This is a genomic window from Klebsiella sp. 64 (genome assembly GCF_018223915.1).
Classification (GTDB): Bacteria; Pseudomonadota; Gammaproteobacteria; order Enterobacterales; family Enterobacteriaceae; genus Klebsiella; species Klebsiella pneumoniae.
The window spans coordinates 147,089-160,009 of record NZ_JAGRQZ010000036.1 but is presented as its reverse complement, the minus strand read 5'-3'; the positions used below and the strand labels follow the sequence as shown (position 1 = coordinate 160,009).

The window sequence follows — 12,921 nt, the reverse complement described above, 5'->3', positions numbered from 1 at the left end:
CCGCGAAGCTGCTACGCGGCGCATGTTCAGGCCTACAGGATGCGTTTTAGCGCCGGCAATCAGAAGCGATAATCCACCGCCATAAAGTAGCGACGGCCTTCTTCGGTATAGCTGTAGTCGTCCCGACTCAGATCTTTATCACCCACGTTCTGCACCCCGGAGCGCAGTTTCACGTTTTTGGTCACCTGCCATGCCGCGCCAACGTCAAACAGGGTGTAGCCGCCCGGCGTTTTGCCGGTGGCGCTCACCGCGCGCTGCTGGCCGGTATAGTTGGCCGTCACGTAGAAGGACCAGTCGTCCAGCGGTTTCCAGTCGAGCGTGCCGTTGGCGGTATGGAACGGCAGCGTCTGCAGCGGTTTGTCGCCGCCATTGCTCAGATCGCGACCATCGTTGTAGGTGTAGTTCACCGTCAGCTTCCACTCATCGCCAAACGGGATCTTCACCTCCGTCTCCACCCCTTTGATGCGGGCTTTGTTGACGTTGAAATAGCGGAAGATCGGCACGCGCTTGCCGTTGACAGTTTTCCAGCCGACAAAGTTCGGGTAGCCCGGCGCTTCGCTGGCGCTGAAGGTGCGCAGAACGTCGATCATGTCGTCGACATTATTCTGGAAGGTGGTGATGCTGCCTTCGACATTTTCAAGCCAGCCCTCTTCCCCGCGGTAGTAGAGACCGAGCTCGAAGCTTTCGCTGGTTTCCGGTTTCAGATCCGGGTTACCGACGATGCTGCACGAGCCGCGACAGGAGTTGGTGGTCCAGTCGGGGTTAAGCTGCAGCAGCGACGGGGCTTTAAACGCCGTCGCCCAGCCGCCTTTGACGGTGACGGTATCGGTGGCGTTATACACCAGATAGGCGCGCGGGCTCCAGTGATCGCCATAGGTCTGATGGTCGTCCATACGAATGCCGGTGGTCAGCGCCAGCGGCTCGATGATGCGCCATTCGTCTTCGATAAACAGGGCGTACTGGCTGGCCGACGTTGACTGGCCGCCGCTGCTCAGGTTGACCGGATCTTTCAGTTTGTCGTGGCGCCATTCGCCGCCGAAGGTCACCAGCTGGTTAATCATGCCCAGCGGCAGGACATACTTGCCGTCGATGGCATTGCTTTCCGAGGTAATAGTCCCGCTCTGCCCTGGATTTTTGTTATCCACCTTTTCGCCGTAGAACTTGAGCTCGCTATTGCCGATATCCCAGCGGCCGTTATGGCTCAGAGAGTAGTTCTCCCGCTCAAGGCGGTTGCGGTCAAGGGAATCGGAATCGCGATCCTGACGGTCAAAGCCGTAGCCTGCGGTAAAATCGTGGTTTTCGTTCGGCGTCCAGGCGAATTCAACATTGCCATCGCGGCTGGTGAAGCCCTCGATGCGCGGCGTCTCGCCGGTGGCATTACTGGATGACTGCGGATCGTCCTTGGCGCGTTTTGCCAGGCTGCCGTAGGCCTTCATTCCAAGTACGCCGTCGATCAGCGGGCCGCTGGTGAAGAACTGGCCGTTATAGGTATCCCCGCGATCGCGGTGCTCCTGAATAGTGGTATCAGCACTCAGCGTCCCGGTCCATTTCTGGCCAATTTTTTTGGTAATAATGTTGACCACCCCACCGAGCGCATCGGAGCCGTAAAGGGAGGACATCGGGCCGCGCACCACTTCGATACGCTCAATAGCATCCACCGGGATCCAGTTAAGGTCGAAGTCATTGTGGCGGAAGACGGCGTTCCGCGAGTTAACGCGCTTGCCGTCGACCAGGATCAGGGTATAGCTGCTGCTCAGACCGCGGATGCTAACGCCCTTGCGGTTATCCCCTTCGTTGGTGAGCTGGACCCCAGGCACATCGCGCAGCACGTCTTTCAGGTTCTGAACAGGCTTGCGTTGTAAATCCTGTTGGGTGATGACGCTGATGCTCGCCGGCGCGTCTTTGACATTCTGTTCAGTGGCCGAGGCGGTCACCACCAGCGTTTCTTCATTCACATCGGCCAGAGCCGGAAACGCCAACGATACGACGGACGCAGACAATCCCGCCCGGATAAAAGGGTTTAACCTGAACATTCCAAATCTCCATGAGGTGTACAACCAAACAAACAACAAGGTGCTGCTCACACGCGCTGGCGACTTGCCGCTCTGTCGGCGGCATGCTCGCGCTGTTTTCTCGTCGATGTGGCTGGTCGCCCGGTGTCAGTCTGTACAAGCGGCAGAGACGGGGAGTGGCTTCATCCGTAATGGGCGAAAATGATAAAGATAATGATTACGATTATCAATATAATTATGAAGAATTGTGACAAGCTGTAACCGCACAAACATAAAAAAAGCCCTCTGTTCAGAGGGCTTCCGGGTGATGACAAATCTGTCTTCGTTATTGTGCTCACATGTCTGCCGGGTGGCGGCTTCCGCCTTACCAGGCCTACGAAACATCGCAATATCAATCAGTTACGCGGTTATCTGTAGGCCTACGCAAGCGCAGCGCCGCCGGGCAATCCCTGAAGATTGCACTTTGCCAGCAATATAAAGCCCTCTTCACAGAGGGCTTTTATCGCACAATCGCGAAGATTAACGCTTAAAGCGGTCCGGGAAGGTCATTTCGCTGTAGCGAACAAAGCGGGTGCCTTTCGCCAGCTTGTAACCAAACCAGATGACGAGGAACAGCGGAATACCGATGTAGGTCGCCGCCACGCCGCCCCAGTCAATGGTGTCCTTGAGGAACGCTTCGTAGTTCTGTCCGAGGGTGATGATCAGGCACAGCACGAAGGCGAAGATCGGCCCCAGCGGGAAGAACCCGGAACGATACGGCAGATTATTAATATCGTTACCCTGCAGGACGTAGCCGCGACGGAAACGATAGTGGCTGATCGCAATACCCAGCCAGGCGATAAAGCCCGTCATCCCGGAGGTGTTCAGCAGCCACAGGTACACCGTCTGGTTGCCAAACATGGAAGTCAGGAAGCACAGCGCCGCGATCACGGTGGTCGCGTACAGCGCGTTACGCGGCACGCCGCCACGCGACAGCTTCGAGAAAATGCGCGGCGCTTTACCGTCGCAGGCCAGGGTGTACAGCATACGCGTGGAGGCGTACATCCCGGAGTTCCCCGCCGACAGCACGGCAGTCAGGATAACGGCGTTCATGATTGCCGCCGCCGACAGCAAACCAGCATGCTGGAACACCAGGGTGAACGGGCTGACGGAGATATCCTTCACATCATTGCGCAGCAGACTCGGATCGGTATACGGAATGATCAGGCTGATAATCAGGATCGCGAAGACGTAAAACAGCAGGATACGCCAGAAGACCTGGCGCACCGCGCGCGGAATGTTCTTCTCCGGATTTTCAGATTCACCGGCAGCGATGCCGATAAGCTCGGTGCCCTGGAACGAGAAGCCGACAATCATCGCCACGCCAATCATCGCCGAGAAACCGCCGGCGAACGGCGCATCCGCGATCCCCCAGTTGCTCCAGCCGGCTGGCTGCGCCCCTTTGAAGATGCCGACAATCATCATCACGCCGACGATGATAAAGATAATGACGGTGGCCACTTTTATCAGCGAGAACCAGTATTCCGCCTCGCCAAAGCCGCGCACCGAGATCCAGTTCAGCAGGAACATGATGCCGAGGAACAAGGCGCTCCAGATCCAGCCCGGAGTGTCAGGGAACCAGTAGCTCATCACCAGCTGTGAGGCCACGAGGTCAACGGCGATCGTCACCGCCCAGTTGTACCAGTAGTTCCAGCCCAGCGCGAAGCCGAAGCCTTCTTCAACATAATTCTGCCCGTAGGTGGCGAAGGAACCGGATACCGGCATAAACGCCGCCAGCTCGCCGAGGCTGGTCATCAGGAAATAGACCATCAAACCGATCAGAATATAAGACAGCAGCGCCCCGCCGGGACCTGCTTGCGAAATGGTTGCGCCAGAGGCAACAAAAAGACCCGTACCGATGGAACCGCCGATGGCGATCATGGTCAAGTGGCGCGCCTTCAGTTCACGACGTAGCGTGGGCGCTTCTGTGGTTTTAGTTTCCGAAACCATGTGATAATGCTATCCATCCAAAAAATGAGGCGCGATTGTAGCAGACGATCGGGGTTCCATCCGGTACAAATGCAAAGTTATAAGAGAGCTTCATGATCGCCCGCAAATTATTAGTAAAGCACTAACCTGCGGAATTGCCAGCGAATTCCCCCCGTAATCAGGCGATAAAACCGGGCTGCTACACCTGGCAATAGTGCAGAAAACGTTGTAATGCTTTAGAAATATGCTTCTGCCGGTGATGGATCCGCCACAGCGTGCGCGTCAGCCGGGGCAATGGCACTTTCAGCTCCGCCAGCGTGCCCGAGACAAGCTGTTCGGCAATCACCCGCCGCGATAGACAGCTGATGCCCAGGCCATGCCTGACCGCGTGCTTGATCGCCTCTGAATTACCCAGCTCCATGCCCAGATGAAACGCCGGCAGATGCGACAGCAGAACGTAATCGACAATCTCCCGGGTGCCGGAGCCATGCTCGCGCAGGATCCACGGCGCCTCAGCCAGTTGCTGCAGGGTCACCTCCCCCGCCAGCAGCGGTGAGTTGGGTGCGGCAAACACCACCAGTTCATCCTCCAGCCACGGCTCGGCAATAATATCGGCGGCATGGCACGGCCCCTCAATCAGGCCGAAATCCACCCGCAGGTCGGCGACGGCGTTGATGACGTCCAGGCTGTTGCCGACGCTCAGCTCGACCGGCAGATCCGGGAAGTCATGACGATAGCGGGCAATAATCTCCGGCATAATATAGTTGCCGATGGTGCTGCTGGCGTAGACTCGGATCGCCCCGTTATCGCCGCGAAACAGCTGCTCGATCTCCAGGGCCCGCTCCAGCAGCGCCAGCGCACGCGGGTACAGCAGCCGTCCATGCTCATTCACCACCAGTCGTTTACCGACGCGGTCAAACAGCTGCACGCCGAGCTGCCCTTCCAGATCGGTCAGCGCGGCGCTGACCGCGGATTGCGAAAGCGCCAGCATCTGTGACGCCTGAGTGGTCGACCCACTCTTGTGGACTTCGGCGAACACTTCCAGCTGCCGCAGCGTAATATGCATAACCCACCCGTTTAGTAATCCAACCTGAATAACCTTCCTTACTATGGTGACACAAATCGAGGCGGCTGACGGAAGGAAAATCCGCTTATATCACAAAATCATCGTCTTGCCGGCGAGACCGCCCCGCTTCTGCCTAACCCGCTCTCGCCCCGTTGTAACCGGCGAAGCGGCCATTAACCACTTATTACGATTGATTATAAACATATAATCAATTTTATATTTAATCCCGCGCGGCGTAACCTTTAGGCAGACAAAGGAGAAGGTTATGACAGCACTCACTTTACCCACCAAACATCGTTCCCTGTGGCATTTTGTCCCAGGCCTGGCGCTGACCGCCGCTCTGACCGGCGCCGCCCTGTGGGCCGGTAGTTTCCCGGCCATCGCCGGCGCGGGCTTTAGCGCCCTGACCCTCGCTATCCTGTTCGGGATGGTCGTCGGCAACACGGTCTACCCGAAAATCTGGCAGCCCTGCGACGGCGGGGTGATCTTCGCCAAGCAGCATCTGCTGCGCCTGGGGATCATCCTCTACGGCTTTCGCCTGACGTTCGCCCAGATTGCCGACGTCGGCGTGAGCGGTATTTTGATTGATGTTCTGACGCTCTCCAGTACCTTTTTCATCGCCTGCTTCCTTGGCCAGAAAGTGTTTGGTCTCGATAAACACACTAGCTGGCTGATCGGCGCCGGCAGCAGCATCTGCGGCGCGGCGGCCGTGCTCGCCACCGAGCCGGTGGTCAAAGCCGAAGCCAGTAAAGTGACGGTTGCCGTCGCTACAGTGGTTATCTTCGGTACCATCGCCATCTTCCTCTACCCGGCGATGTACCCGCTGCTGGCGCACTGGTTTACCCCGGAGACCTACGGGATCTATATGGGCTCCACCATGCATGAAGTGGCGCAGGTTGTTGCCGCCGGCCATGCGGTCAGCCCGGACGCGGAGAACGCGGCGGTTATCGCCAAAATGCTGCGCGTCATGATGCTGGCTCCGTTCCTGCTGTTCCTGGCGGCGCGTGTTAAACAGCTGACCCCGGCAGGCAACGGCGAGAAAAGCAAAATCACCATTCCGTGGTTCGCCATTATGTTCATCCTGGTGGCGGTGTTTAACTCCTTCCATCTGCTGCCGAAAGCCGTGGTGGATATGTTGGTGACGCTGGATACCGTCCTGCTGGCGATGGCAATGGCCGCCCTCGGGGTCACCACCCACGTCAGCGCGCTGAAAAAAGCCGGGGCGAAACCGCTGCTGATGGCGCTGATGCTGTTCGTCTGGTTGATTGTCGGCGGCGGGGTCATTAACGTCGCTATCCACAGCCTGATGGCATAAAGCACTACATCTTTCTCCAGTTAAGCCGCTATCATTACCCCCCCCCCAGCGGCTTTAACTGGAGTTTTTTTATGAAATACGTAGGAGCGCACGTGAGCGCCTCAGGTGGACTGGCCAATGCCGCCATTCGCGCCGCCGAAATCGAAGCAACCGCCTTCGCCCTCTTCACCAAGAACCAGCGCCAGTGGCGCGCCGCGCCGCTCAGCGACGAGACCATCGCCGAATTCAAAGCCGCCTGTGAAAAGTATCACTTTGGCCCGGGGCAGATCCTGCCGCACGACAGCTACCTGATTAACCTTGGCCACCCGGTGGAAGAAGCGCTGGAAAAATCCCGTGATGCTTTCATTGATGAAATGACCCGCTGCCAGCAGCTGGGACTGACGCTGCTCAACTTCCACCCCGGCAGCCATCTGCAGCAGATCCCGGAGGAGGAGTGCCTGGCGCGCATCGCCGAATCGATCAATATCGCGCTGGCGAAGACCGAAGGCGTTACTGCGGTGATCGAAAACACCGCTGGCCAGGGCAGCAACCTCGGCTTTAAGTTCGAGCACCTCGCGGCCATCATCGACGGTGTGGAAGATAAATCCCGCGTCGGCGTCTGCATCGATACCTGCCATGCTTTCGCCGCCGGCTACGACCTGCGCAGCGCCGAAGCCTGCGAAAAAACCTTCGCCGCCTTCGAACGCATCGTCGGTTTTCAGTATCTGCGCGGCATGCATCTCAACGATGCCAAGAGCGCCTTCGGCAGCCGGGTCGACCGTCACCACAGCCTGGGGGAAGGCAACATCGGCCACGATTGCTTCAGCTGGATCATGCAGGACAGCCGCTTCGACGGCATTCCGCTGATTCTGGAAACCATCAACCCGGATATCTGGGCGGAAGAGATTGCCTGGCTGCGGGCGCAGCAGATTGCCGAAGTGGCGTAAATAGAGACGAAAAAAGGGCCGAACAGTCGGCCCTTTTTTATTGCGGTAGGATTATGCCGCTTTTTCAACTTCCGCTGTTTGCGCCTCAGGGCGTTTCAGCACGGCGTAGGCAAGGCCCGCCACCAGCGTTCCGGCAACAATCGCCAGCAGGTAGCCCAGCACCGGCGTAATCGCCCCCGGGATCAGCAGAACAAACAGCCCGCCGTGCGGCGCCATCAGTTTCGCGCCGACCGCCATGGAGATAGCGCCGGTTACCGCGCCGCCGACGATACAGCACGGCAGAACGCGCATCGGGTCACGGGCGGCAAAAGGAATCGCCCCTTCCGAGATAAAGCACAGGCCAAGAACCAGCGCGGCTTTGCCCCCTTCCCGCTGCCCTTTGTCGAACTTATTGCGCGCTACCAGCGTCGCGATACCCATCGCCAGCGGTGGCACCATACCGGCCGCCATGATCGCCGCCATCGGCGCATAGGTCTGGGTACTCAGCAGGCCAACGCCAAAGGCATAGGCCGCTTTGTTTACCGGCCCGCCCATGTCGGTACACATCATCGCGCCGAGGATCGCGCCCAGCAGAACCGCGTTGGCGGTGCCCATGGTTTGCAGCCAATGGGTCAGCCAGGCGAGGATACCGGCTACCGGTTTACCGATCAGATAGATCATTGCCAAACCCACGATCAGGCTGGAGACCAGCGGAATGATCAGGATTGGCTTCAGGGCTTCCATACTCTGCGGCAGTTTCAGCTTCGTGCTGATGGCTTTCGCCACATAACCGGCAAGGAAACCAGCGATGATCCCGCCGATAAAGCCGGAGCCGCCGCTAACCGCCAGCATACCGCCGATAAGGCCCGGGGTCAGACCCGGACGGTCGGCAATGGAGAAGGCGATAAAGCCTGCCAGTACCGGCACCATTAGCGCGAAGGCCGAGCCGCCGCCGATCTGCATCAGCGCCGCCGCCAGGGTGTCTTTCACTTCAAACGCTTTGATCCCGAAGGCAAAGGAGAGCGCGATACACAGGCCCCCGGCCACTACCATCGGCAGCATATAGGAGACGCCGGTCAGCAGGTGGCGATAGGCGCCCGCCGACTCTTTTTTCCCTTCAGCAGCCGCCTGAGGTTTGCCGGATGGCTGGTACGGTTTGGCTTCCGCCACCGCTTTATCCAGCTCCTGGGCGGTTTTCTTCAGCGCCAGACCGGTGGTGGTGCGGTACATCGGCTTGCCGGCGAATTTCGCCAGGTCCACCTCGATATCGGCAGCGACGATCACCAGATCCGCCTCGGCCACCTCTTCCGGGGTGATGGCATTGCCCGCCCCAACGGAGCCGCGGGTCTCCACCTTCACCCACCAGCCGCGTTTTTTGGCTTCGGTTTCGATGGCTTCTGCCGCCATAAAGGTGTGGGCGACGCCGGTCGGACAGGCGGTGACCGCGACAATGCGTTTCTGCCCCTGAGCGGCGGCCGGAACGGCTACCGCCGCAGGCGCAACGTAGGGCTTAGCGTGGTCTTTCGCTTCTCCCAGGAACAGCTCCGGATGGGCGACAGCACGGTTAATATCGCCCAGGTAAACGTTTTTACCATTCAGCGCGCTATCGGCCGGCAACGCGGTTCCCAGCACGATGGCCAGTTCGGCGTCATTCGGGTTATCAATCAGCTCAAGGTGCGCTTTCGGCGCCGCGGCACCCAGCAGGGTTTTCGCCATGTAGGCGCGCGCCTGTCCGAGTCCGGCATCAATAATCAGCAGCGTTTTCATTATGCCTCTCCTGCTGTCAATTAAAGGGTTGTAAGTCGACGCGCGCCATCATCGCGGCCAACTGGGTACGGTCGGTAATTCCTACATTGCTCTGGCTGACGGCCAGGGCAGCGACGGCGGTCGCCAGGCGCAGGGTATGCTCGCTGGATTCACGCATCAGCAGGCCGTAAATCAGGCCGCCGACCATCGAATCGCCGGCGCCAACGGTGCTGACTACTTCCACTGAAGGTGGTTTAGCAATCCACTCCCCAGAGGCGTTGACCCACAGCGCGCCCTCTTCGCCCAGGGAGATTACCACGTGGGCAATACCCTGCTCGCGCAGCGCATGGGCGGCGTCGATAACATCTTTCATCTCCGGCAGCTTGCGGCCAGCCCAGATTTCCAGTTCGCGACGGTTCGGTTTCACCAGCCACGGCGCCGCTTTTAGTCCGGCAACCAGCGCTTCGCGGCTGCTGTCGAAAATAATGCATGGGCACTGACTGCGCAGACGGGTCATCCAGTCGGTGAAGGCTTCCGGGCTAACGCCGGACGGCAGGCTGCCGCTGACGCAGACCATATCGAACTGCCCGAGCCAGCTCAGGGAGTCGTTGACGAAGCGTTCCCAGTCGCCCGGGGTGACTTCAAAGCCGGAGAAGTTGAAATCGGTCACTTCGCCATCTTTTTCCGTCAGCTTAACGTTGATACGGGTCCGGCCCTGCACCACCTGGAAACGGTTGGCGATCCCCAGCTCGCTGAACAGCTGCTGAAAGCCGTCCTGGTTGTCTTTACCCAGGAAACCGCCGACGGTGACGTCAATGCCGAGATCTTTCAGCACTTTCGCCACATTAATGCCTTTCCCGGCGGCGTGCAGGCCGGTGGTGCGCACCAGGTTCACTTCGCCGCGTTCAATCTCCGGGGTGAATCCCACCAGGTCGTATGCCGGGTTTAACGTAATCGTTGCTACACGTCTGCTCATTTATGCGCCCTCCCCAAGGCCTGCGGCGATCGCTTCGCCAATCGCATCCAGCGCTTGTTGCGCATCCTCACCCTGCGCGGTAAAACGCAGACGGTGACCTTTTTTCACACCCAGCGCCACAACCTTCATCAGGCTGCGACCGTTAGCCGGCTTGCCGGAACCGTCGAGATTGGTGACGGTGATGTCGCTGGAAAATTGTTTAATGGTGTTGACCAGCATGGTGCCCGGACGGGCATGCAGGCCGTGTTCATTGCGCACCACGAATTCGGCGCTCAGCACATCTTCGGCAATGGCGTCGTCGCTGGTCAGCAGCGCCAGCACGGTGGCGGCGTCGGCTTTCAGCAAATGTTCAGCTTTCTTGTCCAGCAGCAGCTTGCTCAGACGGTTCAGCACTGCGGTCGGCTGCTCGTCGGCCATCGCCACCGTGACCAGCAGGGAAACCGGCTGCTCGTCGCGGGTAAAGGCGTTAGCCGCGCGGCTGACCGCCACGGCGCTGCGCAAATTGCCTTCCGCACTGTCGTTCAGCCAGACGCCCTGACCGAAGTTCAGCGGCGTATCGTTAATGACGTGGCTAACGAAGGCGGCATCGACAGCGCCAACTTCTTTCAGACGCGCCGCGTTCAGCGCCTGCAGGGTCAGCAGATCGCTGGCCGCGACGTCGAGACTGAGGGTCTCGTTATCCAGCTTCAGCGCTTCGCTCTGCTTCTCTCCCATCAGCAGCGCGCGCAGCTCTTCCGCGGTAGTGGCGGACTGCAGCTGCGCGGCGACCGCGTCATCGCTCAGCACGTGGGTCAGCTGACGCAGCAGGCCGAGGTGTTCATCTGAGCTGGCGGCAATCCCGATCGCCACATAGGCGGTCTGCCCTTCGCCCCAGGTGACGCCCTGCGGGAACTGAAACACCTGAACGCCGGTCTTCAGCACCTGGTCACGCGTATCCGTCGTGCCGTGCGGGATCGCAATCCCGTTGCCGAGGAAGGTCGAGGTCTGCTGCTCGCGCGCCAGCATGCCGTTCACGTAGCCATCGGCCACGTTGCCGGCGCTGACCAGCGCGGCGGCGACCTGCCGGATGGCCTCTTCTTTATTACCGGCCTGCTGGCCGGGATGAATATCCTGCACAGATAACTGGAACATGGTTCTCCTCTCCTGCTGAATTGAATCGTTTCAGCTAACTTGAGAAAAAAGGCGCCATCTGACGGGGAACGGATTGCCGAATGACGCTGAAACGTTTCAAGAATTTTGTACCTTTCTTGCTCAACGCGCAAGGTACGTCAGCGACTTGATCGCAGAACTTAGAGGTACTGCACACTTTTGCTGAAGCCTTAGCTATCGACCGCCTCGAACGTCAGCTTTTTGCTGAACCCTATATTTTGAAACGCCTTTTTAATTATTCGTGCCATACTACTGTTTATTTTTAGCCAGCAGGCGTAAACTCCGCGCCGTCTCCTGAAACTACAGAAAACCAAACCCATGGAAAACCGTAGCGCCGCTCTCCCCCGACGCGGGTTCGATGTCACCTCTTCCGCCTTCTTAATCGTCGCCTTTCTGACGGGCATTGCCGGGGCGCTGCAAACCCCGACCCTGAGCCTGTTTCTGACCAACGAAGTGCACGTCCGCCCGGCGATGGTCGGTTTCTTTTTTACCGGCAGCGCGGTTATTGGCATTCTGGTCAGTCAGTTCCTCGCCGGCCGCTCCGACCGTCAGGGCGATCGCAAGCAGCTGATTGTCGTCTGCTGTCTGCTGGGGGTGCTGGCATGCGTACTCTTTGCCTGGAACCGCAACTATTTCATTTTGCTGTTCATCGGCGTTTTTCTCAGCAGCTTTGGATCGACCGCCAACCCGCAGATGTTTGCCCTCGCGCGGGAGCATGCCGACAGGACCGGCCGCGAAGCGGTGATGTTCAGCTCCATTTTACGTGCCCAGGTCTCCCTGGCATGGGTGATTGGTCCCCCGCTGGCCTACGCCCTGGCGATGGGATTTGGTTTTACCGCGATGTATCTCAGCGCCGCGGCGGCGTTTATCGTCTGCGGGATCATGGTCTGGCTATTCTTGCCCAGCATGCGCAAAGCAAAGCCGGTAGCGACCGGCCGGCTGGAAGCTCCGCGCACGCACCGCCGCGATGCGCTGCTGCTGTTCAGCATCTGCACCCTGATGTGGGGTACTAACAGCCTGTACATCATTAACATGCCGCTGTTTATCATTAACGAGCTGCATCTGCCGGAGAAGCTTGCGGGGCTGATGATGGGCACCGCCGCCGGACTGGAAATTCCGACCATGCTGATTGCCGGTTACTACGCCCGGCGTTTCGGCAAACGCTTTCTGATGCGTCTTTCTGCAGTGGCCGGGGTGCTGTTTTACGTCGGCATGCTGACGGTGCATACGCCAGCGCTGCTGCTGGCGATGCAGGTGCTGAACGCCATCTATATCGGGATCCTCGCCGGGATCGGCATGCTCTATTTCCAGGACCTGATGCCGGGGCAGGCGGGCGCGGCCACCACCCTCTATACCAATACTACCCGCGTCGGCTGGATCATCGCCGGTTCACTGGCGGGGGTAGTGGCGGAGATCTGGAGCTATCACGCGGTGTTCTGGATTGCGCTGGCGATGGGCGTTGTCACTCAGGCCTGCCTGTGGCGGATAAGAGACGTGTAAGCACATTGCCCGGCCAGAGCCGGGCAATGCAGATTAATGATCATGATAGAGTCAATGCAGCCAGCTCGGCCTGCAGATGTTTCAGCCATGCGCAGGCATCCGTGTCGTCAGTGCTATAGTGCAGTTGCCCTTTATGATTAACTTATTGATCTTAATATAATTTTGGATTTCCGCATTAATAACTGAACAATATGACACCAGAGTAATATCGACAGCACCATTATTTGGTCCGGGGCTCAAAAAAATGCCGGGAGATAAAACAAATGTATTTAAAATACAATAAG

Annotated in this window: 9 protein-coding genes; 3 read left to right on the top strand and 6 right to left on the bottom strand. The window is 58.7% G+C overall.

Annotation, left to right across the window (positions count from 1 at the left end; genetic code table 11):
* Window positions 1–59: 59 nt before the first annotated feature.
* From cirA to yieE, 3 genes are all read right to left on the bottom strand, one after another.
* Complete coding sequence (cirA, locus tag KHQ23_RS22965) at window positions 60–2,033, bottom strand: catecholate siderophore receptor CirA (RefSeq protein ID WP_211776936.1); 1,974 nt, start codon at window positions 2,031–2,033, stop codon at window positions 60–62.
* Between the two features lie 498 nt (window positions 2,034–2,531).
* Window positions 2,532–4,001 (bottom strand): amino acid permease, encoded by a 1,470-nt coding sequence (locus KHQ23_RS22960; RefSeq protein WP_002912929.1) that lies wholly within the window; start codon window positions 3,999–4,001, stop codon window positions 2,532–2,534.
* A gap of 178 nt (window positions 4,002–4,179) precedes the next feature.
* Entirely contained in the window at window positions 4,180–5,046 is an 867-nt protein-coding gene (yieE, locus tag KHQ23_RS22955; RefSeq protein WP_032434866.1) for a DNA-binding transcriptional regulator YeiE, read from the bottom strand.
* Between the two features lie 265 nt (window positions 5,047–5,311).
* Here yieE and KHQ23_RS22950 point away from each other — a divergent pair, with 265 nt between their 5' ends.
* Together KHQ23_RS22950 and nfo are read left to right on the top strand one after the other, a co-directional pair.
* Window positions 5,312–6,361, top strand: coding sequence for a YeiH family protein (locus KHQ23_RS22950; RefSeq protein WP_002912935.1), 1,050 nt, complete (start codon window positions 5,312–5,314; stop codon window positions 6,359–6,361).
* A gap of 71 nt (window positions 6,362–6,432) precedes the next feature.
* Window positions 6,433–7,287: a deoxyribonuclease IV gene (gene nfo, locus KHQ23_RS22945; protein WP_002912937.1), complete on the top strand. Its 855-nt coding sequence runs from the start codon at window positions 6,433–6,435 to the stop codon at window positions 7,285–7,287.
* 51 nt (window positions 7,288–7,338) lie between these two features.
* Here nfo and fruA read toward each other — a convergent pair whose 3' ends face one another.
* Genes fruA through fruB form a run of 3 tightly spaced genes read right to left on the bottom strand, consistent with a single transcriptional unit; the run spans window position 7,339 to window position 11,119 of the window.
* On the bottom strand, window positions 7,339–9,033 hold the full coding sequence (gene fruA / locus KHQ23_RS22940; RefSeq protein ID WP_002912939.1) for a PTS fructose transporter subunit IIBC: 1,695 nt from the start codon (window positions 9,031–9,033) through the stop codon (window positions 7,339–7,341).
* 16 nt (window positions 9,034–9,049) lie between these two features.
* A complete protein-coding gene (gene fruK, locus KHQ23_RS22935) occupies window positions 9,050–9,988 on the bottom strand; it encodes a 1-phosphofructokinase (protein ID WP_002912941.1) in 939 nt (312 codons plus the stop codon).
* Window positions 9,989–11,119 carry a fused PTS fructose transporter subunit IIA/HPr protein gene (gene fruB, locus KHQ23_RS22930; RefSeq protein ID WP_040175659.1) on the bottom strand — a complete coding sequence of 377 codons (1,131 nt, stop codon included), beginning with the start codon at window positions 11,117–11,119 and terminating at the stop codon, window positions 9,989–9,991.
* Between the two features lie 336 nt (window positions 11,120–11,455).
* Between fruB and setB the strand changes: the two genes are divergently transcribed.
* Window positions 11,456–12,637, top strand: a complete 1,182-nt coding sequence (setB, locus tag KHQ23_RS22925) for a sugar efflux transporter SetB (protein WP_004151122.1) — start codon at window positions 11,456–11,458, stop codon at window positions 12,635–12,637.
* Window positions 12,638–12,921 lie beyond the last annotated feature (284 nt).

What these genes read in the sequence shown, in the direction of transcription:
- cirA (WP_211776936.1), bottom strand. Translation starts at nt 2,033, where the DNA reads ATGTTCAGGTTAAACCCTTTTATCCGGGCGGGATTGTCTGCGTCCGTC.
- KHQ23_RS22960 (WP_002912929.1), bottom strand. Translation starts at nt 4,001, where the DNA reads ATGGTTTCGGAAACTAAAACCACAGAAGCGCCCACGCTACGTCGTGAA.
- yieE (WP_032434866.1), bottom strand. Translation starts at nt 5,046, where the DNA reads ATGCATATTACGCTGCGGCAGCTGGAAGTGTTCGCCGAAGTCCACAAG.
- KHQ23_RS22950 (WP_002912935.1), top strand. Translation starts at nt 5,312, where the DNA reads ATGACAGCACTCACTTTACCCACCAAACATCGTTCCCTGTGGCATTTT.
- nfo (WP_002912937.1), top strand. Translation starts at nt 6,433, where the DNA reads ATGAAATACGTAGGAGCGCACGTGAGCGCCTCAGGTGGACTGGCCAAT.
- fruA (WP_002912939.1), bottom strand. Translation starts at nt 9,033, where the DNA reads ATGAAAACGCTGCTGATTATTGATGCCGGACTCGGACAGGCGCGCGCC.
- fruK (WP_002912941.1), bottom strand. Translation starts at nt 9,988, where the DNA reads ATGAGCAGACGTGTAGCAACGATTACGTTAAACCCGGCATACGACCTG.
- fruB (WP_040175659.1), bottom strand. Translation starts at nt 11,119, where the DNA reads ATGTTCCAGTTATCTGTGCAGGATATTCATCCCGGCCAGCAGGCCGGT.
- setB (WP_004151122.1), top strand. Translation starts at nt 11,456, where the DNA reads ATGGAAAACCGTAGCGCCGCTCTCCCCCGACGCGGGTTCGATGTCACC.